The organism is Psychrobacillus sp. FSL H8-0484 (assembly GCF_038005325.1).
Lineage (GTDB): Bacteria > Bacillota > Bacilli > Bacillales_A > Planococcaceae > Psychrobacillus.
The window spans coordinates 2494200-2519584 of record NZ_JBBOSZ010000001.1 but is presented as its reverse complement, the minus strand read 5'-3'; the positions used below and the strand labels follow the sequence as shown (position 1 = coordinate 2519584).

General features: G+C 34.5%; 27 protein-coding genes and 1 pseudogene. 22 read left to right on the top strand and 6 right to left on the bottom strand.

Annotated features, from left to right (window positions below; genetic code table 11):
- The first annotated feature begins 148 nt into the window (after positions 1 to 148).
- Entirely contained in the window at positions 149 to 1210 is a 1062-nt protein-coding gene (locus MHH81_RS12235) for a saccharopine dehydrogenase NADP-binding domain-containing protein (protein ID WP_340921575.1), read from the top strand.
- A 654-nt stretch (positions 1211 to 1864) separates the two neighbouring features.
- Here the strand turns inward: MHH81_RS12235 and MHH81_RS12230 are convergent.
- Positions 1865 to 4033, bottom strand: a complete 2169-nt coding sequence (locus MHH81_RS12230) for a YhgE/Pip domain-containing protein (RefSeq protein WP_340921573.1) — start codon at positions 4031 to 4033, stop codon at positions 1865 to 1867.
- Positions 4034 to 4293: 260 nt separating this feature from the next.
- On the opposite strand from MHH81_RS12230, the gene MHH81_RS12225 reads away from it, so the two are divergent.
- From MHH81_RS12225 to MHH81_RS12195, 7 genes are all read left to right on the top strand, one after another.
- Positions 4294 to 5103: a class I SAM-dependent methyltransferase gene (locus tag MHH81_RS12225; RefSeq protein WP_340921570.1), complete on the top strand. Its 810-nt coding sequence runs from the start codon at positions 4294 to 4296 to the stop codon at positions 5101 to 5103.
- Positions 5100 to 5657, top strand: a complete 558-nt coding sequence (locus MHH81_RS12220; protein WP_340921567.1) for a GNAT family N-acetyltransferase — start codon at positions 5100 to 5102, stop codon at positions 5655 to 5657. Before MHH81_RS12225 ends, MHH81_RS12220 begins: the two co-directional genes overlap by 4 nt.
- A 52-nt stretch (positions 5658 to 5709) precedes the next feature.
- Positions 5710 to 6138 (top strand): GNAT family N-acetyltransferase, encoded by a 429-nt coding sequence (locus MHH81_RS12215; RefSeq protein ID WP_340921565.1) that lies wholly within the window; start codon positions 5710 to 5712, stop codon positions 6136 to 6138.
- Between the two features lie 386 nt (positions 6139 to 6524).
- A complete protein-coding gene (locus MHH81_RS12210; RefSeq protein WP_340921563.1) occupies positions 6525 to 7118 on the top strand; it encodes a DUF2441 domain-containing protein in 594 nt (197 codons plus the stop codon).
- Between the two features lie 541 nt (positions 7119 to 7659).
- The gene (locus tag MHH81_RS12205; protein ID WP_340921561.1) at positions 7660 to 8526 is read left to right on the top strand and encodes an ABC transporter permease subunit; all 867 of its coding nucleotides are present in this window, start codon (positions 7660 to 7662) and stop codon (positions 8524 to 8526) included.
- Positions 8527 to 8531: 5 nt separating this feature from the next.
- Complete coding sequence (locus tag MHH81_RS12200; RefSeq protein ID WP_340921560.1) at positions 8532 to 9557, top strand: peptide ABC transporter permease; 1026 nt, start codon at positions 8532 to 8534, stop codon at positions 9555 to 9557.
- Between the two features lie 39 nt (positions 9558 to 9596).
- Positions 9597 to 10394, top strand: coding sequence for a class I SAM-dependent methyltransferase (locus MHH81_RS12195; RefSeq protein WP_340921557.1), 798 nt, complete (start codon positions 9597 to 9599; stop codon positions 10392 to 10394).
- 145 nt (positions 10395 to 10539) lie between these two features.
- Here the strand turns inward: MHH81_RS12195 and MHH81_RS12190 are convergent, their stop codons facing one another.
- A complete protein-coding gene (locus MHH81_RS12190; RefSeq protein ID WP_340921554.1) occupies positions 10540 to 11040 on the bottom strand; it encodes a GNAT family N-acetyltransferase in 501 nt (166 codons plus the stop codon).
- Positions 11041 to 11129: 89 nt separating this feature from the next.
- Here MHH81_RS12190 and MHH81_RS12185 point away from each other — a divergent pair, with 89 nt between their 5' ends.
- From MHH81_RS12185 to MHH81_RS12165, 5 genes and pseudogenes are all read left to right on the top strand, one after another.
- Positions 11130 to 11576: a MarR family winged helix-turn-helix transcriptional regulator gene (locus MHH81_RS12185; protein WP_340921552.1), complete on the top strand. Its 447-nt coding sequence runs from the start codon at positions 11130 to 11132 to the stop codon at positions 11574 to 11576.
- A 64-nt stretch (positions 11577 to 11640) separates the two neighbouring features.
- Positions 11641 to 13002, top strand: coding sequence for an NAD(P)-binding domain-containing protein (locus MHH81_RS12180; protein WP_340921551.1), 1362 nt, complete (start codon positions 11641 to 11643; stop codon positions 13000 to 13002).
- 13 nt (positions 13003 to 13015) lie between these two features.
- Positions 13016 to 13222, top strand: a complete 207-nt coding sequence (locus MHH81_RS12175) for a hypothetical protein (protein ID WP_340921548.1) — start codon at positions 13016 to 13018, stop codon at positions 13220 to 13222.
- Between the two features lie 32 nt (positions 13223 to 13254).
- A complete protein-coding gene (locus MHH81_RS12170) occupies positions 13255 to 14550 on the top strand; it encodes an arsenic transporter (protein ID WP_340921546.1) in 1296 nt (431 codons plus the stop codon).
- Between the two features lie 14 nt (positions 14551 to 14564).
- Positions 14565 to 14665 (top strand): annotated as a pseudogene (locus MHH81_RS12165) (arsenate reductase/protein-tyrosine-phosphatase family protein); the annotation flags it as partial.
- Between the two features lie 67 nt (positions 14666 to 14732).
- Here the strand turns inward: MHH81_RS12165 and MHH81_RS12160 are convergent.
- A complete protein-coding gene (locus MHH81_RS12160) occupies positions 14733 to 15527 on the bottom strand; it encodes a DUF3888 domain-containing protein (RefSeq protein ID WP_340921542.1) in 795 nt (264 codons plus the stop codon).
- Between the two features lie 110 nt (positions 15528 to 15637).
- On the opposite strand from MHH81_RS12160, the gene MHH81_RS12155 reads away from it, so the two are divergent.
- The 5 genes from MHH81_RS12155 to MHH81_RS12135 all read left to right on the top strand — a co-directional run bounded on the left by MHH81_RS12155 (position 15638) and on the right by MHH81_RS12135 (position 19400).
- On the top strand, positions 15638 to 16186 hold the full coding sequence (locus MHH81_RS12155; RefSeq protein ID WP_340921540.1) for a hypothetical protein: 549 nt from the start codon (positions 15638 to 15640) through the stop codon (positions 16184 to 16186).
- A 443-nt stretch (positions 16187 to 16629) separates the two neighbouring features.
- The gene (locus MHH81_RS12150; RefSeq protein ID WP_340921537.1) at positions 16630 to 17046 is read left to right on the top strand and encodes a MarR family winged helix-turn-helix transcriptional regulator; all 417 of its coding nucleotides are present in this window, start codon (positions 16630 to 16632) and stop codon (positions 17044 to 17046) included.
- 6 nt (positions 17047 to 17052) lie between these two features.
- Complete coding sequence (locus MHH81_RS12145) at positions 17053 to 18240, top strand: MFS transporter (RefSeq protein WP_445678138.1); 1188 nt, start codon at positions 17053 to 17055, stop codon at positions 18238 to 18240.
- A 173-nt stretch (positions 18241 to 18413) separates the two neighbouring features.
- Positions 18414 to 18788, top strand: a complete 375-nt coding sequence (locus MHH81_RS12140; RefSeq protein ID WP_340921533.1) for a cupin — start codon at positions 18414 to 18416, stop codon at positions 18786 to 18788.
- A 69-nt stretch (positions 18789 to 18857) separates the two neighbouring features.
- The gene (locus tag MHH81_RS12135) at positions 18858 to 19400 is read left to right on the top strand and encodes a histidine phosphatase family protein (RefSeq protein ID WP_340921531.1); all 543 of its coding nucleotides are present in this window, start codon (positions 18858 to 18860) and stop codon (positions 19398 to 19400) included.
- 16 nt (positions 19401 to 19416) lie between these two features.
- Here MHH81_RS12135 and MHH81_RS21360 read toward each other — a convergent pair whose 3' ends face one another.
- Positions 19417 to 19620: a DUF4181 domain-containing protein gene (locus tag MHH81_RS21360; RefSeq protein ID WP_445678092.1), complete on the bottom strand. Its 204-nt coding sequence runs from the start codon at positions 19618 to 19620 to the stop codon at positions 19417 to 19419.
- A gap of 210 nt (positions 19621 to 19830) precedes the next feature.
- Complete coding sequence (locus MHH81_RS12130) at positions 19831 to 20139, bottom strand: hypothetical protein (RefSeq protein WP_340921528.1); 309 nt, start codon at positions 20137 to 20139, stop codon at positions 19831 to 19833.
- A 167-nt stretch (positions 20140 to 20306) separates the two neighbouring features.
- On the opposite strand from MHH81_RS12130, the gene MHH81_RS12125 reads away from it, so the two are divergent.
- From MHH81_RS12125 to MHH81_RS12115, 3 genes are all read left to right on the top strand, one after another.
- On the top strand, positions 20307 to 21131 hold the full coding sequence (locus MHH81_RS12125; RefSeq protein ID WP_340921525.1) for a class I SAM-dependent methyltransferase: 825 nt from the start codon (positions 20307 to 20309) through the stop codon (positions 21129 to 21131).
- Positions 21132 to 21379: 248 nt separating this feature from the next.
- A complete protein-coding gene (locus MHH81_RS12120; protein ID WP_340921523.1) occupies positions 21380 to 21805 on the top strand; it encodes a GNAT family N-acetyltransferase in 426 nt (141 codons plus the stop codon).
- A 26-nt stretch (positions 21806 to 21831) separates the two neighbouring features.
- On the top strand, positions 21832 to 22236 hold the full coding sequence (locus MHH81_RS12115) for a VOC family protein (RefSeq protein WP_340921521.1): 405 nt from the start codon (positions 21832 to 21834) through the stop codon (positions 22234 to 22236).
- Positions 22237 to 22360: 124 nt separating this feature from the next.
- Here the strand turns inward: MHH81_RS12115 and MHH81_RS12110 are convergent, their stop codons facing one another.
- Positions 22361 to 24010 carry an ABC transporter substrate-binding protein gene (locus MHH81_RS12110; RefSeq protein WP_340921519.1) on the bottom strand — a complete coding sequence of 550 codons (1650 nt, stop codon included), beginning with the start codon at positions 24008 to 24010 and terminating at the stop codon, positions 22361 to 22363.
- 97 nt (positions 24011 to 24107) lie between these two features.
- On the opposite strand from MHH81_RS12110, the gene MHH81_RS12105 reads away from it, so the two are divergent.
- Positions 24108 to 25340 (top strand): MDR family MFS transporter, encoded by a 1233-nt coding sequence (locus MHH81_RS12105; protein ID WP_340921516.1) that lies wholly within the window; start codon positions 24108 to 24110, stop codon positions 25338 to 25340.
- The last annotated feature ends 45 nt before the right edge of the window (positions 25341 to 25385 follow it).

Below are 25385 nucleotides of genomic sequence, written 5' to 3'. Positions count from 1 at the left end.
GTGGACTATTAGTATTGATTACTCTTAACCATTTTCATACTCTGTGGTGCAGCACTATTTTGTGCTGTATGGATGGCTAACGGGGCAGATTAATCCAATAAAACATTAATTATTCGGAAAAAAACAAATAGAGAGAAGGTATTAAATCATGAAAAAAATTATGGTTGTTGGGGCATCTGGTGTTCTTGGAAAATTAGTTTGTATTGAATTACTACGGATATTTGATAATCAAATAAAGTTAATAGTAACAGACTATAAAACTGAAAGAGGGGTGAAATTAGCAAATTCTTTTAACAATAATGTTCAATTCCAATATTTAGATGTAAATGAAGAAGAAAATGTAAAGCAAGTGATTAAGAATATTGATATTGTAGTAGTTGTATTGAAACAGAAAATTCCAAATGTACAAAAGTGTTGTATAGATAATAAGATATTATGTGTAGATGTTACCCCGTTTTATGACTTTGTTGAGAAAGTAAATGAACTAAATAAAAGTGCAGAAAATAATGATGTAGGTTCTGTTGTAATGTCGGGATTTTTTCCTGGATTATCAGGTTTAATGGTAAAAAAAGCTGTTTCAGATTTTAAAGAAGTAACAGAGATAAACGTTGGATTATTACAAAACACTAATGCTAAAGCAGGAATATCTGGAATTTTAGATATGTTAAAGATAATTACTCAACAAGTACATTTTGAAAACAAAGTTATATCTGGATTTACTAAAAAAAGAAAAATATATTTTCTTAATCACCTCAAAGAAAAAGAGGTAAGACTAATAGACCATTCGGAGAAAACCTTGCTAAAAGATAAATTAAAAACTAATCCTATTAATTATTGGACTTCTTGGAATGTTAATGCTTTCAATAAACAGGTATCTTTACTAAGACAAATTGGCTTCATTGAAATTATACATAAGTTTAATAATAAATTTCTATCTAAGGTAGTAAAACATAATCCAAATAAAAATGAAAGTGCTTTTCTTACTGTTGAGGTAAAAGGAATAGTTGATACCAAAGAGAGGGTGAAATTACTATCTTTATCTACTTTTTCTGATTATCATACAACTGCAATGGTTACTGCTTCATTAGCAAAAATTGCTCAACAAAAAAATGTGAAAGGTGTAGTTTGCCCTTTTGAAATAACGAATTTAGATGAATTGTTATCGGAAATTAACTGCCCTAACATTGTAATTCAGGATGTTGAAATGTGAAAAATGTTATTGCACTAAAGAATCCCTTAAATGAAACAGGTGTAGAAAAACGAATTGTTTTTCTACACCTGTTTTTGTGTTTTTATCATTCTACTTTCAATAGATTGAAGACCATGGACATGATGCAAAAATTCGATTATTGTATAATCACTTTTCATATAGGTTCAAGTAAATAGTTGCTATTTCATTGTTTGAAAAAGCATGGGCAAGTCTCTGCAGTGAGGTGCGCTTGGCCGTTTAAAAAGTCCATGATCATATACTGAACTAAGTATTTACTATTTATAAACGCTCCGATGCTTTGTAGATGCCTTACGCAAGAAGTCGGGCAGAAAACTACTGCCAGTCTTTTCGCTCCGGCTACCAATTGAAAGGAGCAATCGCTAGTTCTGTCTAGGTATATTGATGACATCAATTTAGGAGGTACTGAGAAACTATACTGAGAAAAAATTTTACTAATTATTTGCAGAAACATTACTTTATATCACAGGATTTAGGGTAGGAGCAATTTTTTGTCGCGAACTTGCGCAATTCCCATACTCTGCATGGTAATTTTTAGAAAATTTCGGAAGAAGTCGAAACTCCTGCTGAATAACAATAGAATGGATTCTTATAGTCAATATCAACTAAGATAATAAACAATTACCGATTCTATGTTTAATGAAACAATCCAGACTGTCTGGACTTCTCCAGTAATTCATTTGTTTTCTTGTTCGACTTTTCTTTCAAGAAGGCACCAAAAAGTAGGAAGAGTATTCCTACGCATGATAGAAATAGGATGTCTAAGCCTGCTTTTCTCCAAATAATACCTCCAACTGCCTCGCGCATAAGATCTATTGCATAGGTGAACGGTAATGCAGGATTAATCCATTGGAAAAATTCAGGGAGCAATTGAACTGGATATGTTCCACCAGAACCAGCGATTTGTAAGACCAACATAATGATTGAAAATGCTTTTCCAATATCTCCGAAAACCGATACAAAAGTATAAACAATGGATATGAATACACTGCTGATAAATAACCCAAATAAAATAAACCAAAAGGGTTCTTGAACTTTAACTCCAAGTAAGGCTATATCTCCAACTGTGACAATGAGCGTTTGCATAATACCGATTGTCCCAAAGGTTAAAAGTTTACCGAAATAGATTTCACGTGCATGATATAAGTCTACTTGGTGAACGTTTACGGAAAGTAAGGAGATTAACAATAGGCAGCCAACCCAGATTGCTAGAACTGAATAAAAAGGTGTCATGCTAGTGCCATAGTTTTCTATTGGGAACAGTTTATGTTCATTTAACTCAATAGGTTGTTTGAGAAATTCACTTTCTGCACTTGGGTTATTTTGTAGAAGCTGAATAAGATCGTTAATATTTATTTCGCTTTGGAAACTTCGAATTCTCTTTGCAAGTTCTGTTACTTTATTGCTAATGTAGGGATATTCGTTTAACACAGTTTCGATTAGTTCTTTGCCGTCGTTGACGTGAGAAGAAGTACTTGTCAAAATGCGATCGACTTCAGGTAAAACAGTTTGGATACCATTCATAATACCTTTTGCTTCTGTTAACATTTGCTTTACCTTTTTTATTTCACTGAGAACAGTGGGCTCAATCGTATTCTTGTATTCATTTATAAAACTGTCGATTTGAACAGAAGTATTCTCAGCAATCTTTTGTAAATCAGTGATTGAATCTTTCAGTTGTGTTTCTTTTGAAAGTACTAGTTTATTTATATTTCTCGCATTTGTTTGTGCTTCCTGAAGAGTCCCTTTAAGTGCGGTTGTTTTTTGAATAGCATCGTCTAGTTTTCCTTTACTTTGAAAGTCTGTATTTTGCGCATTCATTTGTTTTAAATCTGTCAAGCTTTCTATAATTGTATCAACTGTACTGATTGCATTTGTCATTTGTTGATCCAACTTCTTTTGAGTGTTTTCCAAATCCGATGTGTCTACTTTAACGAGTTTTAGCTTCGTCAATAACGTATTAGCTTGTTGGGCGATGTCTTGAACTTTTTGTAGATCACGGTTGATTTGAGGCACTAATTCGTTAAATCCAGACTCAGCTTTCGTTAAAAAATCGGTTGTGTTTGCAATAGTTGATAATCCATCATCTGTAAGTTTTTTTACGTTTGAAAGACTACCTTGAGCACGTTGAGTAATCTTTTGAGCAGATGCAGCATCGCTTAAAGAAGCATTTAATGATTGATGTATATCCGGTAGTTTTTGTTCAATTTCGAATACGTATCGTTCAAATTTCTGAATGTCAGGTAAATCGGCTTCGATTTCTATACCCAATTTATTAAAAACATCAAAAATAGTTCCATTTACAATAGCAGCGAATTCGTTGCTCATTTGGTCTACAATGAGGCTGACACCAGTATCAGAAATTTTCGGTGCAATGGAGTTAATTTTTTCATTTACATAATAATCGACGTTTGCTTTCTGAGGTACTTCTAAAATGACCGATCCTAGTCTTTCCGTAAAGTTTTTTGGAATAATTATTACAGCAAAATAGTCCCCGTATTCTACTTTTTCCATTGCTTCATCTCTATTCGTGAATTGCCAATTCATATCATGATTACTTTTTAATGTTTGAACTAGTTCGTCTCCTGCATTAATATTTTCTCCACGAATGGATGCGCCAACGTCTTCATTGACAATTCCTATTGGAAATTGCCCAGTTTGCCCGTATGGATCCCACGATGCAAGAATATTGAGCCATGCGTATAGAGAGGGAAGAAAGATAAGACCACCAATTAGAATAGCGGCTACCCAGTTGGTACTGATACTTTTAACGTCTTTTATAAAGATATTTCTTATATTCCTCAACTCAACGTTCCTTCCTAATGGTTTATGAGTAAATTGCTTATTATAGAGTAGGTAATATTTAGGGTAGCCATTCTCTATTCATTTCAAACCGTTACCCAAAATGACGAAGTTTAATTATCTTATATGTCCATGGGGGGGACACGACAATCCATAAGGTTTATTTTCAAATACATACTGGTTACGCTTATAAACATGATTTAAAGGGAAAATATGAGCTTATATAGAATCTATTAATAACTAAAAAGAAAGCAGGTAAAGGTATGAGTAAAATAATTGATTATTATCAGAACTTCGATGAATGGGGTCGTTTAGATAGAGAGCCAATTGAATTTCAAGTGAATTGGCATTTTATCAAAAAGTATATACCTGAAAAAGGGGATGTACTCGACAATGGTGCTGGGCCAGGAAAGTATTCGATGGAACTCGCAAAAGAAGGATATATGGTCACATTGACTGATTTAACACCAAGATTAGTTGAAGTAGCAAAAGAAAAAGCACATGAACTTGGTTTGCAGAAACAGTTTAGTGGATTTCATGTTGCTGATGCTAGAGAGCTAACTAGTTTAGGTGATACACAGTTTGACGCTTCGTTAATGCTTGGTCCTATGTATCACTTACAGGATGTAAATGACCGAATAAAAGCAGTGCAAGAACTGCGTAGAGTTACCAAAGATGATGGCATTGTTTTTGTGGCCTTTATGTCTCGGATTAGGCATACGTTAACTTCTCTTATGTATCCGGAAAATTGGAAACCAAACAATACTCTGGATTCCATTAATGAGTTTTCTAAAACAGGATGCTTTAACCATTCGGATGAAGGGCGTTTTACAGGTGCATATTATTATAATATCGATGAAATAAAACCATTTATGGAAAAGTGCGGATTTGAAAGTATGGAACTAATTGGATCAAATGTAGGTGCAATTTTAACGAACGAACATTGGGATTACTGGAGAAATAAAGGAGGAGATGAGGTAGAGGAAATTGTACAACTAATAAAAGATAATGCTGCTAATCCTCATATTCTTGGTATATCATCTCATTTGCTTTATATTGGGAGAAAAAAATGATGAGAACAATCATAAGAGAGGCAACTATTGCTGACGCAGAAGGGATAGCAAAAGTACATGTAGATAGTTGGAAAACAACCTATAAAAATATTGTCCCAACTGATTTTCTAGATAAGCTTTCTTATGAACAAAGGACGGAATTATGGACAAGAAATTTATCGGAAGAGGGGAATATTGCGTTTGTTGTAGAAAATCTGGCTGGACAGATAGTTGGCTTCACTAGTGGGAGTATAAGTAAAGAGAAAGACACTGGCCATCTAGCTACTATCTATATACTAAAACAATATCAAGAGATGGGAATTGGAAAGAAATTGATAAAAGAAATCTTTTCAAAATTTAACGTGTTAGGATTTCAATCCATTATGGTTGAAGTATTGGAGGATAATGATGCACGACTTTTTTATCAGGCATTAGGTGCTACATTACTTAAAAGTGAACAAACGAAAATGGCAGGTACCGAATTGTGCCTTTTAATATATGAATGGAAAGATATTACCCTTTTATTAGAGAGATTAAGAGCTTCCGATTTTAACAACTGGAAAGGAATTCATTAATACTCGGTAAATCGGAGGAAAAATGAATAGTGAAGACAAAAGGAGAAACCTAATGATAATCAGAGAAGCTACCTTAGATGATGTTTCTGAATTGGCATTGCTAATGGAACAATTGGGATATCCAACATCTAGTGAGAATATGCAATTAAGATTTAACAATATTGAAACAAAACTAAACTACCACACTTTAGTTGCTGAGTATGAAGGTAATATTGTTGGCATGGTTGGGTTAAGTATTAATTATACTTATGAGATTGATGGTTCATATGCTAGAATTTTAGCTTTTGTTGTTAATTCTTCCTACCGTAATAAAGGGATAGGAACTAAATTAGTTCAAGAAGCAGAAGAGTGGGCAAGCAGACAGGGAGCTATTGCCATTGCGTTAAATAGTGGGAATCGTCCAGAGCGTATAGCTGCCCACAAATTTTATACGTATATGGGATATGAAGGGAAAAGTACTGGATTTGTAAAGAACCTATAAGTATTGATTCCTTCGGTTTGAAGAATACTCTAAATGCGATATCGATGGTTGGGGTTTAAAGTTTGGTTTTGAGATAGGCAGGGTAATTTCAAGAAGTCATTGCATAGTGATGATTTCTCATCTTAAATTCTAGGAAAGTCGTAAAAGATATGAGTATTGGGATGCGTTTAATATGGGGTTTGTTCACTAATAGGGGTGTTAATCCATGAAGGATTAACGCTTTTTTTATAGAACTTATTGAACTACCATGGAAGGATGTAATTTTCTTCCATATTATGTGGTGAAGCAGGGCTTCATGGATGGTTAACGGGGCAGGTTAGACGAACAATATATCCCTTATTCTGGTAAAATAAGAGTTAATAATGAAGACCAAAAGGAGGCAGACCATGAATGAGAACGAATTGTATGTTTATCATATCGTTACTAGGAATAAAATGAGTCTAGGACAGATAATTAACTTTGACAAGAACCAAAAAAATACCTTATATAGCTTCTTTTTTGAGAGGGAACAATTGAACTCTAAAGGTGAAGACTTTATTCAGATTTTATACGGTCATTATACAAATGACGGCTTGAACATTAATAAAGAGAATGCCAAAGTGGCTATTGAGTATGTAGGTCAAACAATCAGAGCTGTTAGAGAAGTGATAGTAGAAATGGTTAGACTACAAGAATATCATGAATATCCTTCAAGATTGTCTTGCTTATACGCTGCTAAAAGCTATGAAGACTCTTTGAAATGGAAAGAATTATTTGATTCTTACAATCGTAAAGTTTTGCAGATTGTAAAACTTCGAGTTATTGGGAATTATTTTGAGGGTGATGGAAACCTTTTACCAAAGGAAGATGGGGTTCCTTTCTCTCAAAAAATTGAACAAGCTAGAGAATACTGGAAAGGTAATGTAAAAAACGAGCTTCCTGAGCTTTTGATAAATGGAAAAATTGAAGTGGTAGAAATTATTGATGATTTCTCATCTTAAATTCTAGGAAAGTCGTAAAAGATATGAGTATTGGGATACGTTTAATATGGGCTTTGTTCAATTAATAGGGGAGCTAATCCATGATGGATTAACGCTTTTTTTATAGAACTTATTGAACTGCCATGGAAGAATGTAATTTTATTCCATATTCTGGTTAGTTGAAGAAGGGGTTTTGAGGAAAATATAGAATATATAGTAGAAAAGAGGTTCTATTGAAAAGAAATAAAATTTTTATTTTTGGTTCTGTGTTCATATTGTGACACCTGGATTAATTTAACGATCGAACGGTTAACTGTATATGTTTATTGGTTTGCTCAAACGAAGGAGGGCTTATATCCAACTGTTCCAGAAATTCCTTTGTTCGATAATTTATTTACTTTATCTTTTTAAATTTATCCAACTCTTTTAGAAACATAGTGTCTACTGATATATTATAGTTTTTTTATAGATTTCATTAATTGATTCTTAGAGAATTGTATATGTTATTCATTGACTGAGTGGTTATTGGAATCTGTTTGTAAAAAGAGGAAGGGGGACTTATATGAAGCATGTATTAGAGTCTATTTTGCGTTTTTTTTGCGTTGTCATTGGGTTAATTCTTTTAAGTGCGTTTGTAGGATTGTTTACAAAAGGAATCCAGTTAGATATCGGATTGTATATGGAGAGCATCATTCAGATTGTCCAATCATTGATTCGTCCCCAAAGCTTAGTGTTTATCGGGCCAACTGGATTTGAGTACTCTATTTTTATTAATTTTTGGGATAATTATTTCTATTCTATGGTTTTATTTCTTACAGCATTATTAATATCTGTAGTGATTGGGATATTTATAGCATATTTGACGACACTGTTACCCCAAAAAAATAATCAATTTATCGTTAAAACGGTTTCCTTGTTAGAATCATTGCCTGATTTGTTAATTATTATTGTTCTCCAATTATCAGCGATATTTTACTATAAGCAAACAGGAACATTATTGTTTTCAACTGCTAGTACCTCTCAAAATAAATCGTACTTTTTGCCAATAATTACGCTAGCATTAATCCCAGCTGTAATGGTTTTTAAAGTTATTCTTTACTTAGTAAATGAAGAGATGAAGAAAACCTATGTAGATTTAGCTAAAAGTAAGGGCTTTAACAGGTCCCATATATTTTTTTCACATGTTCTAAGAAATATTGCTCCTAATATTATTATTCATAGTAAATCAATTATTATTATTCTTTTATCTTCAATGGTAGTTGTCGAAAAATTGTTTAATATAAATGGGATATTTTCATATATTATTGCATATCCGAATCCTGACATTATTGCCTTTACGCTAATTTTGATTTATGTACCTATTTTCATAATATATACATTTATCACGAAAATTATTTATAAGCAAACAGGTCAAAGATTGGAGTGGTGATATAAGTGAGTATAATGAAAAGAGTTTTTAAAAATAAACTATTCCTTTTTGGTTTTAGTATAATTAGTGGAATTTTATCGATAAGTATTTTGTATTTTCTTGTTTTTCAAGATCGAATTCCTACGGCGGGGTTACTGTATGATAGTGCTGGAAAACCACTACCTGCCCCTTATAGTTGGAAAGTATATCCACCTTTAGGGACTGATAATTTTGGACGGAATATTGCAGTAGTTATGATTGTTGGGGCAAAATATACAATATTCGCAGCAATAGTTATTTCAATTATTAGAGTTGTTCCCTCCATATTCTTTGGGTTTATCATTCATTTTTATCTAAAAAAAATTAAGACACCAATTAAATATCTTGCCGATTCTTTTAATTATTTTCCAATTACTTTATTTGCATTTTTGATTTTGAGTTGGGCGATTTTTCAAGGAAGTTTTGAGGGGAAGAGGCCAGAATCCAACTTATCTTGGGAGCTAGTTTTGCTCTATATTATAGTAGTATCAATTGTTTATATTCCCTCCAATTCCATATTAATTGCTAATGAAGTGCAATTAATAAACAAGATGGAATTTATTGAATGCTCCCGAACTTTAGGAGCAACGTCTTGGCGCATTATTACAAAACATATTAAACCGTTTTTAGTTCCTCAGTTATATATAATTTTTATCAGAGAGTTTATACAATCGCTCATTCTCATGGCTCACTTAGGTGTTTTAAGTGTATTTATTGGAGGGATATACTATAAAGAAGATTTATGGGGATATTCTAATGCGGTTTCTCCATCAAGTGATTGGGCAGGTACATTAGGGATGTGGTGGAGGTTTCTCTGGACTTCTTACCCGTGGATTTCTTTAGTACCTATTGTTTTATTAACGATATTAATCTTAGCAGCTAAGTGTATATTAGATGGCTTGCAGGCTGTTCTTTCGTCGGAGGAACAAGTTGTTAAAGTGCCTGAACAAGAACCAGTTAGACGAATTGAAATGCTTGAACCATTTCAGTTAATCAAGGAAAAATCTACTTGATTGTTTTCTGGGAGAAGAAAACTTTTGGAGGTGGGAGACATGAAACAACAAGAGTTAAGTAAGATGAACGAAGCAGGATGGAATCAATCTGCTTATCAGGCATGGGTTAATCGCCACGGCTTACCTAAGGAGTATGCGCAAAAACTAATAGCAAATCCCACTCAAGCTATTTCACATTATTTGAAGTATATGGGTGACGTAAGAAGTAAAAAAATAGCTAATCTGCTAGGTTCAAAGGGTAATAAAGCAGTATCCTTTGCTTTGTTAGGAGCAGAAGTAACGGTTGTCGATATTTCCAAAGATAATAGTCGATATGCATTAGAGTTAGCGGGTGAAGCAGGAGCGCCTATAAAATACATAGTTTCTGATGTATTAGATATACCGGAGTACGAAAAGCTAGTAGATTTTGATTTTATCTTATTAGAATTGGGGGTATTGCATTATTTCGTTGACTTGCAGCCATTATTTGAGCTTGTATATCATTCACTTAAACCAGGTGGGAGATTTATCGTGAGAGACTATCATCCGTTTGTATCCAAGTTACTTTGTACAGAAGAAAATAAGATGATCGCAAGTGGAGATTATTTTGACAACGAGTTGGTGGAAGTAGATGTTGCGTACAGTATCTTATTAACAGATACAGAAAAAGCAAATTTAAACAAGAATACAATTCGTAGGTGGACATTAGGTGAAATAGTAACTGCCATTGCAAAGGCTGGTTTACGTATGGAAATGTTGGAAGAAGAATCAGGGGTCAGATGGGCATTCCCAAAAGATTCCCCAGGAAATATAGAAAAAAACATTCCAGGTTTATTTACGATTATTGCTAAGAAGTAACAAAAGCTCTATATCACCGACTTTAGTATTGCAGTTTTATGTTTTTTTTAAAAAGAAATAGAAAGATAATCGTTAACGGGCTGTTGACCCTAAAAAATTCATGTCGAATACATAGAAGCATGGAACTCCATGTATTCGACTGTACTTAATTCATACCAACCAAAACACTTCTTCTTTCTAGAAAAACATTATCCCTCCATACGCCATCCATTTTCCCGATACGTTCTCGTATACCTACTTCTCTAAATCCATTTTTCTGATGTAGATGAATACTAGCTATATTTTCTGGGAAGATGGATGCTTGAAGTGTCCAAAAACCATGTGCTTCGGATGCTTTAATTAATAATTGCAAAAGTAAATTTCCAATACCTTTTCCTTTTGAATCAGGATGCACATAAATACTAACTTCTCCTACACCTAAGTACACAGTTCTATCCGAAACAGGTGAAAGTCTGCACCACCCTAAAATTGTATTTCCTTCATGTAGAACTAGCGTACAGTCTTGGTGTGCTTTTGACAGCCACTTTTCATATGAAGGTGGAGCTTGCGATTCGAATGTCGCATTCCCAGTAGCAATTCCAGCCTTATAAATGGATTTAATTTGATTCCAGTCTTCTTTCGTTGTTTTTCTAGAAGAGTAGTTCATAAATTATTTCCTCCTTTACATTAGATTTTATTTTCATTACTTGTATTTTGCAAGTAAATGTTTTATAACTAAAGGAAGAGGTGAAAATCATGGAAAATAAACGTGAATTATTTCAAGTTTTAACTCGACGTTTTGGATTGTTGAACAAAAACTGTTGTTCCATTGGAGCGATTGATATTTCAGCTATTCAAAGCCATATTATTTATGAAATTGAGAAACAGCATACACCATCTATGCAACAAATTGCAGATACATTGGCAATGGATATCACAACGTTTAGCCGACAAATACAAACACTAGTGAAAATGGAGTTAGTAAAAAAAACACCTGCTGCTGAAGACAAGCGGGTTTCGATATTGAGCTTAACCGTCCAAGGGAAATTTGTTGCAACCACGATTGACGAATCAATGAATACCTATCTCGATGATGTATTCTCGCAAATGAATGAATTTGAACGAGAAACGGTCATTCGCTCGCTGGAATTGTTAAATAAAGCGATGTCTAAGTCAACTGTTTGCTGTTCTACAATGTGCTAAGATTTCTGCCTTATCTATCAATTACTTGTAATTTACAAATAAATTTTCCTGTGGAGGTTATGAAATGAAACAAATTGAACTAATAAACATTTCGGATTGCTGTGGAACTAAGCCTCAATACTTGCAAGGTAAGCCCTCGCAAACAGGTAAAAAATTACCGACGGCTATTATTGGTGCGGGTCCAGTTGGTTTAGCTGCAGCTGCTCATTTAGCTAATCGTGAGGAGCCTTTTATCCTCATCGAGGCAGGGGCACGAGTTGGGACGAATATTCTGCAATGGGGGCATGTGCGCTTATTTTCTCCTTGGCAATACAACCTCGATAAAATAGCAAAGCAGTTACTTGAAAAGAGCGGGTGGGTTGCACCTGATTCCGAACAACTACCATTAGGAAAAGAGATCGTGGAAGACTATTTAGAGCCCCTTGCGAATTTACCTGAAATTTATCCAAATATTCTATTCAACACCACCGTAACTGCTGTTAGTAAAAAAGGTTTAGACAAAATGAAAAATTCTAATCGTAAAGATGCTCCATTTGTTTTATATTTGGAGCAACAAGGTGAGACGAGACGTATGGAAGTGAAAGCTGTAATTGATGCAACTGGAACTTGGTCACATCCTAGTCCAGTGAATGCAGATAATAGTTGGACGAAAGCAGAAAAGGAATTAAACAAACATATTTACTACGGCATACCAGATCTAACCGGTGCTGAACGTGAGCGATACATGGGTAAACGCGTTGCAGTTGTTGGTAGTGGACATTCAGCTATTAATACTATTTTAGAACTTTCGCAATTAGGTCAACAGGTGGAAATCTACTGGATTATGAGAAAGGAAAATGTAGAGGATGCTTATGGCGGGCAAGAAAAAGATGCACTTCAAGCTAGGGGTGAGCTAGGAACCCGTATTCACCACTTAGTAGATACAGGTAAGGTAAAGGCAATTACTCCATTCCACATACATGAGCTGAAGCATTCAGATAGTGGGATCGAAATTATAGGAGAACAGAATGGAGAAGGTTTTTCACTAACAGGCGTGGGTGAAATCATTGCGAATACCGGAAGCCGTCCGGACTTTTCCTTTTTACGGGAAATAAGGCTTAGTGTAGATTCAGCAACGGAGAGTGTAGCAGCTCTTTCCCCTTTAATCGATCCTAATCTTCATAGTTGTGGAACTGTTCGACCACATGGAGAAGAAACGTTAAGACAACCGGAAAGGAATTTTTATATCGTTGGAATGAAAAGCTATGGACGCGCACCTACATTTTTAATGGCGACAGGGTACGAACAAGTTCGATCCATAGTAGCCTATTTAACAGGGGATTTCGAATCCGCACAAAAGGTAGAACTTGAATTACCGGGAACGGGAGTATGTAGCACCAATTTAACAAGTCAAAATGGTGGAGCATGTTGTGGCTCTTCTTGTTAAGGAGTGAGGAAACATGACGGTCAATAACGGTGGGAAATTATCAACAGAATATTTTGTTTCATATTTGAAGTTAATTATGAATGCAAGAAATTGTTCGCTAGAAACAGCTAGAACATTTATGTTCGACCAGTTCTTTAAAGGTAATAAAGATACATTTGGAACTTATAGTTACAGTAATTTTTTAAAAGCTTTCGAAGGCTTCTCATGTTGTAACTCGTAATATAATTTTATTTAAGTAAAGGAGAGGTCAAATTGACTGACGCGATTTTAGCATCCTTGATTTTCCTTTTAACACTGACGTTAGTTATTTGGCAGCCTAAAAATTTATCTATTGGATGGACTGCATGTGGTGGAGCTATCATCGCATTATTAGTTGGAGTTGTAGGAATTCAGGATGTAAAAGAAGTAATCGGAATTACGTGGAATGCAACATTGTCATTTGTTGCAATTATACTGATTTCATTAATATTAGATGAGATTGGATTATTTGAATGGGCTGCTCTTCATATGGCGAAGGCTGCAAAAAGTAATGGAATTAAAATGTTTGTTTATGTCAGTATTTTAGGTGCAATTGTTGCGGCCTTTTTTGCAAACGATGGAGCAGCACTTATACTGACACCAATTGTTTTAGCAATGGTTCGAAATTTGAATTTTAAGGAAACGATGATTTTTCCTTTTATTATGGCGAGTGGATTTATTGCGGATACAACTTCGTTACCTTTTGTTGTGAGTAACTTAGTTAATATTGTATCGGCTGATTTCTTTCAAATCGGATTTATAGAATATGCTTTACGGATGATCATACCGAACTTATTTTCACTTATTGCTACGATTGCAATACTGTTCTTTTATTTTAGAAAAAGTATTCCTAAATCGTACGACTTAACCAAATTACGAGAACCAAAAGAAGCGATTCGTGATGTAAAGATGTTTCACCTTTCCTGGTATGTACTTGGGATCTTACTAATCGGCTATTTTGCAAGTGAGTCTATTCATCTTCCAGTTTCAATCGTTGCTGGAGTGATCGCGATCTTCTTTTTACTAATGGCGAAAAGAAGTAATGCGGTGAATACCGCAGCCGTTATCAAAGGTGCGCCATGGAGTATCGTATTTTTCTCCGTTGGGATGTATGTTGTCGTATATGGGTTGGGAAATGCATGGCTAACACATGCGTTAGCAGGAGTAATTCAAGTAGCTGCCGAGCAAGGTTTATTCATTGCAACGATGTCGATGGGCTTTATCGCCGCGTTTTTATCGTCGATGATGAATAACATGCCAACTGTAATGATCGATGCACTCGCAATTGCTGAAACGAATACTTCGGGTACCATCCGAGAAGCACTTATTTATGCAAATGTTATTGGTTCTGACTTAGGCCCTAAAATTACGCCGATAGGGTCACTTGCAACCTTAGTATGGCTGCATGTTTTATCTCAAAAAGGTGTCAAAATTTCATGGGGAACTTATTTTAAAACAGGGATTGTATTAACAATACCGATTCTTTTCTTCACGCTATTAGGACTATATATAACATTACAATTCTTATAATGGAGACTAAGATGATGACTAAAAAAACAATTTACTTTTTATGTACAGGAAATTCTTGCAGAAGCCAGATGGCAGAAGGTTGGGCAAAAAATATTTAAGTGATGAATGGAATGTATAGTGGACAGGCTTTTTGAAAATGAATATGTGTAACAGGATAAACTAACATCATTATTATTATATACTTAAACAAGCCTGCTGATTAAATTTAAATCAGTCAGGCTTAATTTTTTTTTTACATACCATAGTAATTTATAATCCATTTTCTTACCTTGTTTACTTTTTTTATCTGTTACTATCCAATTACCATCTTTCTTTTGTACTTGATAAATTACATTTGTACCATCAGACCTTTTAAAGAGTATATAACCTGTGTTGCCTTTTATAAAGGTTACAGGGTCTATAACATTTTTGTAGGGTATCTTTCTCTCAGGAAGCAAAATGTTGGTTACAATTTCTTCAGCAATATTAAAAAGAGATTTAAATTCATTATTTATTTCTGATTGGTATTGCAACTGATTATATGTGTATGAAGAGTAAGGCTCTAAATTTAAATTAAAAGACTGTTTTATATCTGAAAGTGTTGCACTATAGAATTCATTAATTTCTTTTTCTTCTTTATCTCCCTTATGTTTAAAGCTAATTGTTTTAACCCCAAATGGACTTATTTTAAAAGTCATAATTTCTTTACCATAAGGAGGGTCATGTGCATGTTCAAATGTTGTGATTTGGATTTTTGCAATAAAGCTAAACTGACCCTCAGGTTCTCTGATGATACTCAGAATCTTAGCATCATATAAACCATATTGCTTGGGATAGCCATAGTAATTAATAATTTCCTGTTCTATGGATGGGTAAAGGGTTGTAATCAATGTATCATAAAGAAGTTTATAATCAGGTTGTTTACTTTGAGTATAAGTATTATTTGGAATTATCAGAAGAGTTATTGTGACAGTTAAGATAAAAGTTAATTTTCTCATGGGGTATTATGCCTTTCTAAAGTATTTTTCATATATATCTTGTGCCAATAAGAGCAAATTATCTAGAATTTTTTAAGGGAATTCGGGAAAAACTATTCTGAGGTGAGAACATGAGAAAAATCTTAATGACCTTAATTATTTTTATTTTTATTTGTCCAACAATCTCCTTAGGTGCAAAACCAGATGGCTTAGAATGTCCTAAAACAGAGATGCTGATGAAAACTACTGAAAAAGATAAAAATGAGCTTTTAAATGCTTTAAATGAAATTATCCCAAAAGTCTATGGCTCAAGTCCTGATTACAAAGAGTGGAGGATTAAGATTATTAATCCTATGCCAAACTTAACTGGATTTGAGGAGAATTACTATGAAATGGCTATTAACTTTTGTGGTAAAGAAGTAGCAGACCATTCTTGGTTTGTTAGGCTAAGGTTTCCAAGGCTATTACCAGCTCAAAGTGCATCATTAGGGGAGCTCTATATAGTTAAGAAAAAAATAATAAATGGTTTGCTTGGTTCCAATACCATTAAATTTAAAACAAGAGGAGTGGCAGTCAGTTTCTTTTGTTTTTTTAATATGGTTACAAGGTTATTTGACAAAGATAATAACTTGTTTATTGAAGGGTCTTTCAAAGTATTTACTCTGCATGTCACAGTTTAATAATCCACTCTAATTATAGCTCTGTAAGAACATTGCAGACAGGAGTGGGAACAGCATGTCAAAAGAAACAAATCAAACATCAGAAAATACTTTTGTCGTCAAGCTGAGCTGAGAGATATACTCTCGGCTTTTTTTAATTAGACTTAGTTTAAAATCATCATCGAAAGGTATTTAGAAATATTTATAGAATGTATGATAATCGCTAAAGTGTATGAAGGAGATTTTTATTCCCGCAAAGATTTAAATGTGTTATATCATAATCTTCAAGTAGATTTTAGAAGTTTACTTATGTCTTTTACTAGTTTTTACAAAGGCTATAAAACAATTGAATAACAAACCAGGATTGAGTGCTTACAATTATTATCTTTACAAATAATTAGATTGGTAATACTATTAGTTAGGCTAACTAACTAAATTGGATTATGAATTTGAAAGGAGAAATTATGTATTCATTTTTTTCGAAGTTAAAATTAATACATCGTCCTTATAGCAATCAGACAAACGAGGTACTTTTCCCTTATGAGTTGTCTGAAATTCAATGGGGATTGATCCGCTATCTCTCGGAAATAGGCCCTTCTACTTTTACAGATGTTGCAGCTTATTGGGGAGTGGAAAAACCATCGGTCACACCGATTGCTCAGAAGTTAGTGGAGCAAGAAATCATATATATTTCCCCTGGAATAGATAAAAGGCAGAAAGTTATGCACTTATCACCAAAAGGTATGGAAAAGTATGCACAAGGTAGGGAAGCGATGTATTTATTTCAAGCACAATTGCTAGAAGGAGTTTCACAAGAAGAAAGAAAAGTAGCAGAGGAAGTACTTGAAAAAGTGAGCGCGAATTTATTGAGAAGAGGCTAGTAAGTGATGAAAGAAAAACTATGGACAAAAGAATTCATGATTGTATCCACGATTAATTTTATAATTACACTCATATTTTTCTTATTAATGGTTACCATTGCATCGTATGCAAAAACTGAATATGGTGCATCTACTAGTACAGCCGGTTTAGTTTCTAGTATCTTTATTATCGGTTCTTTAATTGGTCGATTAGGAGCTGGTAGGATTATAAGTGATGTTGGTACTAAAAAAACGTTGTGGGCTGGTTTACTATTTTTCTCAGTCACATCGATTTTGTATTTCTTAGCATTCAATATAAGTCTGTTACTTGTTAATCGTTTATTACAAGGGATCGCAGTGGGTATTGCAGGTACGGCCACTGGCACTATTATTGCTCAAATATTACCGAAAACCCGTAAAGGGGAAGGGATTGGCTATTATAGTTTAAGTGCTATTTTAGCGACAGCTATAGGACCATTTATCGGTATATTATTGATGAAGTTTGAGAATGGATTCCAATGGATTTTTGCATTAGGTGTGACGTTATCTATCGTATGTTTAATCATTTATGCAACTGTTAAAATCGATGTACAAATAAATAAATCTAATGTATCTCAAGAGGAAAAAGGGGCGTTACTGTCAAAATTCATAGAACCAAAAGCGGTGCCAATCTCACTGATCGCTTTATTGATCGGCTTTAGTTATTCTGGCGTCATGTCTTTTTTATCGTTTTACGCAGAGGAAATTAATTTAGTTTCGGCAGCAAGCTATTTCTTTTTAGTTTATGCCATCGTTATTATTTTTTCTCGTCCATTTACAGGGAAATTGATGGATACAAGAGGAGCAAATATTGTGACGTACCCATGCTTAGTCATTTTTGCCGTAGGTATGTTCCTATTTAGTCAAGCTACAGCTGGTTGGATGTTGCTAGTAGCAGCAGCATTTATTGGATTGGGTTATGGTAACTTCAATTCCATTGCACAGACAGTAGCAGTCAAAGTAACACCTCCTCATCGCTTTGGCTTAGCGACTTCTACTTATTTCATTTTATATGATATCGGTTTGGGTGTGGGTCCATTTTTACTAGGATTTATTGTACCAAATACTGGATACCGCCCGATCTTTGTATCCATGGTCGTGGTCATTTTATGCTGTATCCCTCTATATCACTGGTTACATGGAAGAAAAGATAAAGAGTTGTTACAGGCATCTTAAATTTAGGTCTCTTAAAAAAGAATCCACTTTGAACACATTTTTGTTCAAAGTGGATTCTTTTTGTATTTGCTATGTTAGTAATAAATTTTTTAGTGATAATGGATCTAAATAAATGGTTATATGATCTTTATGTAGAATATATAAGGATACGCAAATGTAAGGAGGACTTTCAAGTGAAATTTTATAGATTTGATCAAGAGGTTGGAAAAGGTATTGCTCATTTTAATTCAAATTTCATCATGTCTCGAATTATAAAGACAGAAAAGCCAACGCAAATTGGTTGTATGCATTTAGGTCCAAACGGGATTGTGGGATTTCATCAAGCTGTTGTTTCGCAATTAATGCTTATTGTGGGTGGTGAAGGCTGGGTTCGAGGTGATGCTGCTGAAAAATATTTTGTTAAAAGTGGTGATGCAGTCTATTGGGAAAAAGGCGAAGGACATGAAACAGCAACGAATACTGGGTTAACTGCCATTGTAATTGAATCAGAAGAATTAAATCCCTCAAACTTTATGCCAGTCAAAGCAAGTGAATCCTTCAGTTTATGAATGGTAAATTAGCACTGGATGGTTAGAAAAGCAAAAAGGGGATCTAACATGTAGGAGGGGGGTGCAGCAATGATTTATGTGATTAGACACGGGGAGACAGATTTGAACAAAGAAGGAAGATTGCAAGGTAGACTGGGGTTACCATTAAATCCTTATGGTATTAAGCAAGCGGAACGTTTAAGTGACAAGCTTAGAGATATAAAATTTGATTTTGTGTTTTCCTCTCCACAAGAAAGAGCTATCCAAACAGCTGAGATAGCGACAGGTTTAGAAGCAATAGCTGATGACAGATTGGATGTTTTTGATTTAGGAGAGGCTGACAGATTAAAAAAAGGCGAAGTAAAAATGAATGGAATAGTTCCAGATACCAGTGTATATAAAGGTGTGGAAGAAATACAAAGTTATATGAAAAGGGTTTTTCAGTTCATGCAGGAACTAGAAGCGGAATATGGAAAAAGAGAAGTGAACATTTTATTATCTGGACACAGATGTACCACTGGATGTATAGGATCTTATTTTGAAGGCATATCAAAGGACGGGAATATTTTAAGGTTTTCATCCGAAAATGGGGAATATAAAAAATATGATTTCAATTGCCATAAAAACTCTTAAATGGAGAATTTGATGATTATTGCTCACCTATTAGGATAATAAAAAATGTTATCAAATTCATGAAAGAACCTAACCATTCGTAATAGTATACTTTCTTATCTCGGTGGAACAGCCATTCCTCCAATCCACGATTTAAACCTAACAAAAAAAACAGTCCAAACATTGGACTTACTACGATCAATGAGTAAGTTTGGAAATTAGACCTTTCAATCAAGCTCATAGTGCTAAAAATAAATAAGAAAATAATGACGATATCAATTGCGAATGAATATGGGTTTCTTTTTCAAGTAAAACTCGGTAATAAATAGATAGATCGCAAATACAATCAGTAAGCTTACTATTGTAAATGTATTCATTTGGTCTCTCCTTCCAATTATAATCCAGCCTCAATTCAAATAGCTCCTTAGTCAAAAGAGTTCTTCTACCACTGTCAAGAAGAACTATACTTTCCCGATTTTGAAAAGTTGAAAATACCTACAATTAAACATGTCATACTAAACGCCCAAATAACTCCGGCAATCCCTAGCTGAAGTGAAATTTCTTCAGATGCCATTGGATGATTATGATCAAAAGAAATTGCATGGAAGGCAAAGTATATAGCAATAGAGAAAAGTATTAGATGTAATAATGTCCAAACATATCCAGAGTTCTTGTTGTTATTTTTTATCCAAAGGAACAAAGTAACTATGATTGCAATTCCCATAACAACTGCGAAACCACCAATTAACAAACCATACACTTATTGCTCTAATGGCATATGACATCGCACCTTCAAGTGAATTGTATGGAATAATTGTAACATTCATTCCATTTAAATGTAAATTATTGTATGTAATAAATTCAATAAAGGAAAAAGGTATTCCTTTATAGAAGTATAGATTAACTAATATGAATGTGGGTGAGTGTATGAGTAAGATTATTAATTACTATGAGAAATTTGATGAATGGGGACGTTTAGATAGAGAACCAATCGAATTCCATGTGAATTGGCACTATATTAAAAAATATTTGCCTGAAAATGGATGTGTATTAGATAACGGAGCTGGACCAGGAAAATATTCCATGGAACTGGCTAAAGCTGGCTATAAGGTAACGCTGACAGACTTAACTTCAAAGCTAGTAGAGATTGCAGAAAAAAAAGCACAAGAACTTCATTTAAATGAACGGTTTGATGGATTTTATGTTGCAGATGCTAGAGAACTTACTAACCTAGCGGATAATCAGTTCGATGCATCCTTAATGCTTGGGCCAATGTATCACTTACAGGAAGCAAATGATCGTATAAAAGCAGTAAAAGAATTGAATAGAGTGACGAAAAAAGATGGAATTGTTTTTGAAGCTTTTATGTCCAGGATTAGACATGTTTTTTCATCCCTTATGTCTCCAGAGAATTGGAAACCAAATAATAATATGGATTCGATCTTACAATTCTCGGAATCAGGTTGCTTTAATCATGCAGATGAAGGGCGTTTTACTGGAGCTTATTATTATAATATCGATGAAATCAAACCATTTATGGAAGCACAAGGGTTTGAAAGTTTGGAGCTATTAGGGTCAAACGTAGGTGCAAACTTAACTAATGAAAACTGGAATTACTGGAGAAACAAAGGGGAACAAGAAGTAGAAAAAGTAATCAAACTATTGATAGAAAATGCGACAGATCCTCATATTCTTGGAATATCATCTCATTTACTTTACATAGGAAGGAAAAAGGATACTAGTACGAACTAAGGGAAATGAAAAACTCTATTACAGAATTTTTTATGATAAATATTTGATGTGACGATACCGTGTACTATAGGATTTAGCACGGCGGCGTGAGACTCCTGTGGGAAAGCGAGACAGCCGAGACCCCGCACGTAGCGTAGGAGGAGGCTCGGAAAAATTACAAGCGGAGAGAAAAGGAAATTAGAAAATAGCATGATATTCCAACATCTATGTATGCTAAAATTATATTCTATATTTTGGCAAGGAGGATTATGATGCATATATCTAAGCAATGGAATCAAGCGGATAGTGATTATATTAGACAGAAGGTTATTGAGTATAACATGTCGGTGCTACCTGATGAGGTAAAACATCCTGTGAAAAACGTTAGCTTTATTCTTCGAAATGATGATGGAGATATTATGGGAGGAATAACGGGGACAATTTTTTGGTATCACTTACATATTGATTTTCTATGGGTTGATCAATTACACAGAGGTAATGGATACGGGATAGAATTATTACATCAGATAGAGGCTACTGCAAGAGAAAATCAGTGTAGACTTATTCAATTGGATTCTTTTAGCTTTCAGGCTTCGGATTTTTATCAGAAGTTTGGGTATCAGGTTGTCGGGGTAATAGAAGACCATCCTAAAGGTTTTCAACAGTATTACTTAGAGAAAAAACTAATTTTATAATCTTTATAAAACAGAGGGGTAATAAGATGTCAAAGGGACTTATTCATCATGTGGAATTATATGTTTCAGATTTAAAAAGGTCCATTGATTTTTGGGGCTGGTTTTTAGAGAAGATAGGGTATTGTACTTTTCAAGAATGGGAAAATGGACAGAGTTGGAAATTGGGAGAAACCTACATTGTTTTCGTACAGGCAGAGGAAAGATTCCTCGATGTCCCATATCACAGAAGTCGAGTAGGCCTTAATCATATCGCATTTCATGCAGATTCTCGTCAACAGGTCGATGAGATCACAAACAGCTTACAAGATAAAGGAGTGCACATCCTTTATACAGATAAGCATCCCTTTGCGGGAGGAAATGACTACTACGCAGTTTTCTTTGAAGATCCAGATAGAATAAAGGTCGAATTGGTAGCGCCTCAACACGAATAGTATCTTATTTTTTGGAGCGCGAAGGGTGGGAGAGCGATGGAATATTGTAAAACCATTGTTAACCCGTTAATCATATTCAATAGTAGGACACGTATTACTTTTGCGTAATATGTGTCCTACGGGTTTATTTAATCTCTGGTCTCACCCAAAGCTTCGAAAAGTCGACATACCCGAAATGCTTAATTTTAATATTCATTAAATCTGCAGAAAAGGGAATTTGGCGTTTAGCATAATATAATGGAATGATAATCGAGTCCTCAATTAGTGCTTGTTCTACTTGTAAATTTAAGTTTGTCCATTTTTCAAAAGGAGTCTGAGCATATCTCGCCAATAACTTCCGATATTTGTTATTATTCCTTAAGATATCAGCTAGAGGGGAGTAGCCATTCATTAAAAAATGGAAAAATGAAAAGTTTTGATTCATCTCAAAAATTTCTCCGTGAATAAAAAGATCTACACTTCTGTTCCAATCCTTATTAGAAATATTATCCGCAAAGGAAACCCATTTTGTTTGAATGGGAATACCTTCTTTTTCTAAGATATCCTTTAACCAAATCGTTGTGTTTTTCGTGTAATTAACATCTTTTAACACAAGTGGCTTTGACAAGTCTGGACAAGCTACCTCTTTTACATCGTAAGACTTACTCTTACCAATTAGACAGCCTTGTGAATTCGGGACTATCCGCTCTCCTTCATCATGAATCTGATGCCGATATTTTGATACGACATAGTGAATATAATCTCGTACCTCTTTCCTATGGATAGCTGTTTGTTGAGCTATATTCATAATAACAACGCCAAAGCCTGAGTCACTTTCTACGGGGAAAAATGATTTTTCATTTGCATCGCTAGAGGAGCTATAGGCAATCACGAACTCTTCTGGTACTTGGACGAATTCAATGTTATCCAGTAAAGGCCTTTCCCCAAAGTAATCTTTAAATGCCCCTAATGTCGTTTTCGTTTCATTGTTTTTTTCGATATAAAAACAACCAGTTCCAATCAATGTATCATTCTTTTCCTTGTATATACTCGTATTCATCGTACCTAACATTTGTAAGCAATAGCTACACCCATTTGGAAAAATTATATCGATAACTAATGGAGCGACTACCTCAATATATTCAATAGGCTCCCACAGTGTTTGAAATTGCTGTTCAATACGAAGTCTATCCAAACAGTTGACCACATCTTCTGCAGTTAAGATAGAACCATCATGAAACCTAATGTCTTTCTTTAAATAAAGTCGAAGTTTCTTATCGGTCATATCCCAACTGTGCGCGAGTTCAGGTGAAACAACTCCATTTTCATCTACAGCAACTAATCGATTATAGATAGTTGATACAATGTTTGCACTAGATACGTCAGCTGCATATAACGGGTGCATGGTTAAGAATAGGTGTTTCCTAGGCACCACAAGCTTGTCATTTGAATTTTGAACATACCCGAATTTTGTACTGAATTTATTCATTAAACGCAGTTTGCTATCCATTGACCAGTCAAATAAGAGGTATTTGCTGCTCACTTCCACGGTTTCTTCCTCGATGGTCTGCATGACTTGTTCTTCGAAAATTGCTTCGACGTCCTTTAACCACTCAAGTTTAGAAACGTTACCTCTACCACGACCTGATGTAAAAATTAGCCAACCTTCCGCTGACCATTTCTGTATATAGCGCGTTGTTTGTTTTAGACTTAAGTCCAGCACTTCTGCTAGTTTATCCAGTTTCATATTTCCGGAGGGGACTGCATTCCATAAGGTTAATAAATGTTTATCCATCGAGTGCACCTCTATAAGTAGACATAATTGTTTAAAATGTCCATTTTTCATTTCAAAAGTCTAGTTTAATATACTAAAGACAGAGGAGGTATACAAGATGAAATGGAAAAACTACCCACAAAATATTAAGGTTCGATTAATTACCTCTTTTTTTAATCGAGCAGTATCATCTGCGGTAATGCCATTTATGGCACTATTTTTCGCACAAGAAATGAGCAAAGTTTGGGCTGGTATATTTTTAGTATGTACGGTAATTATAGGTTTTTTTATCAATTTAATTGGTGGCTATATGTCGGATCGATTTCCACGTAAAAGAGTGTTAGTACTAACGTCTTTATTAAGTGGTTTAATGTTTTTATTGATGACAATTAGTTTATTTCCTGAAAAGAATATCATCTGGTTATTTGCATTCGCGTATGTAGCTTTTATCATCACAAGTAGTCTTGGTCGACCAGCCATGCATGCAATTATTATAGATTCGACGACACCTGAGAATCGAAAAGAAGTGTATGCACTCGATTACTGGTTAGTAAATTTATCGATGGCAATTGGAGCAGCACTTGGGGGATTGCTCTATGTAAATCACCAAATCGAACTTTTTATGGTACTTTCAATTACATCCTTACTCCTTCCGATTGCCTATAAAATTTGGCTTCTAGACGAGCATACAAGCATTTTGGAAAAACAGCACCAAAATGTATTGCTGGATGTAATTCAAAATTATAAAGTGGCTTTTCAAGATAGACCTTTTGTAAAAGTCGTGATTGGCTCCATGTTTATTATTGCCGCAGAGTTTTCGCTGAATAGTTATATAGGAGTTCGACTAGCGGAAACGTTTAAGTCTGTACATATTGGAGATTTTGAATTAGCAGGCGTCCGTATGTTAAGTATGCTTAACATTGAAAATATGCTGCTTGTTGTTTGCTTTACATTTTTTATTAATAAAATAACAGATCGTTTCAGTAACCATAAAGTATTACTCGTTGGACTTATTGTATATAGTATCGGTTATGTCACGGTCACTTCAGCAAATACGTGGTACATTCTCATTTTGTTTAACTTTATTGCAACAATTGGCGAATTGATCTATTCTCCTGTACGTAATGCGGAGCAGGCGAATATGATTCCTGCTGACAAAAGAGGGTCATATTCTGCATTTTCGAATTTTTCCTTTAGTGGTGGAGACCTAATCGCTCGTTCTACAATTATTATTGGTGCTTACTTAATCCCAACAATGATGTCTGTCTATATAGGTGTCATTTTAATGTTCGGTATCTTCTTATTGTACACAGGCTTATTTTGGAGGAGACCCCTTGCAACAACTGTTTAGCAATTAATATTGTCCGAAGTGCTTCTTTTTACTGCAGGACTAATC

Coding starts and splice junctions, on each gene's coding strand:
- MHH81_RS12235 (WP_340921575.1), top strand. CDS start 149: ATGAAAAAAATTATGGTTGTTGGGGCATCTGGTGTTCTTGGAAAATTA.
- MHH81_RS12155 (WP_340921540.1), top strand. CDS start 15,638: ATGAGAAAAATCTTAATGACCTTAATTATTTTTATTTTTATTTGTCCA.
- MHH81_RS12125 (WP_340921525.1), top strand. CDS start 20,307: ATGAGTAAGATTATTAATTACTATGAGAAATTTGATGAATGGGGACGT.
- MHH81_RS12110 (WP_340921519.1), bottom strand. CDS start 24,010: ATGGATAAACATTTATTAACCTTATGGAATGCAGTCCCCTCCGGAAAT.
- MHH81_RS12215 (WP_340921565.1), top strand. CDS start 5,710: ATGATAATCAGAGAAGCTACCTTAGATGATGTTTCTGAATTGGCATTG.
- MHH81_RS12210 (WP_340921563.1), top strand. CDS start 6,525: ATGAATGAGAACGAATTGTATGTTTATCATATCGTTACTAGGAATAAA.
- MHH81_RS12160 (WP_340921542.1), bottom strand. CDS start 15,527: ATGAGAAAATTAACTTTTATCTTAACTGTCACAATAACTCTTCTGATA.
- MHH81_RS12180 (WP_340921551.1), top strand. CDS start 11,641: ATGAAACAAATTGAACTAATAAACATTTCGGATTGCTGTGGAACTAAG.
- MHH81_RS12150 (WP_340921537.1), top strand. CDS start 16,630: ATGTATTCATTTTTTTCGAAGTTAAAATTAATACATCGTCCTTATAGC.
- MHH81_RS12135 (WP_340921531.1), top strand. CDS start 18,858: ATGATTTATGTGATTAGACACGGGGAGACAGATTTGAACAAAGAAGGA.
- MHH81_RS12105 (WP_340921516.1), top strand. CDS start 24,108: ATGAAATGGAAAAACTACCCACAAAATATTAAGGTTCGATTAATTACC.
- MHH81_RS12175 (WP_340921548.1), top strand. CDS start 13,016: ATGACGGTCAATAACGGTGGGAAATTATCAACAGAATATTTTGTTTCA.
- MHH81_RS12195 (WP_340921557.1), top strand. CDS start 9,597: ATGAAACAACAAGAGTTAAGTAAGATGAACGAAGCAGGATGGAATCAA.
- MHH81_RS12120 (WP_340921523.1), top strand. CDS start 21,380: ATGATGCATATATCTAAGCAATGGAATCAAGCGGATAGTGATTATATT.
- MHH81_RS12205 (WP_340921561.1), top strand. CDS start 7,660: ATGAAGCATGTATTAGAGTCTATTTTGCGTTTTTTTTGCGTTGTCATT.
- MHH81_RS12145 (WP_445678138.1), top strand. CDS start 17,053: ATGAAAGAAAAACTATGGACAAAAGAATTCATGATTGTATCCACGATT.
- MHH81_RS21360 (WP_445678092.1), bottom strand. CDS start 19,620: ATGAGCTTGATTGAAAGGTCTAATTTCCAAACTTACTCATTGATCGTA.
- MHH81_RS12220 (WP_340921567.1), top strand. CDS start 5,100: ATGATGAGAACAATCATAAGAGAGGCAACTATTGCTGACGCAGAAGGG.
- MHH81_RS12185 (WP_340921552.1), top strand. CDS start 11,130: ATGGAAAATAAACGTGAATTATTTCAAGTTTTAACTCGACGTTTTGGA.
- MHH81_RS12115 (WP_340921521.1), top strand. CDS start 21,832: ATGTCAAAGGGACTTATTCATCATGTGGAATTATATGTTTCAGATTTA.
- MHH81_RS12225 (WP_340921570.1), top strand. CDS start 4,294: ATGAGTAAAATAATTGATTATTATCAGAACTTCGATGAATGGGGTCGT.
- MHH81_RS12190 (WP_340921554.1), bottom strand. CDS start 11,040: ATGAACTACTCTTCTAGAAAAACAACGAAAGAAGACTGGAATCAAATT.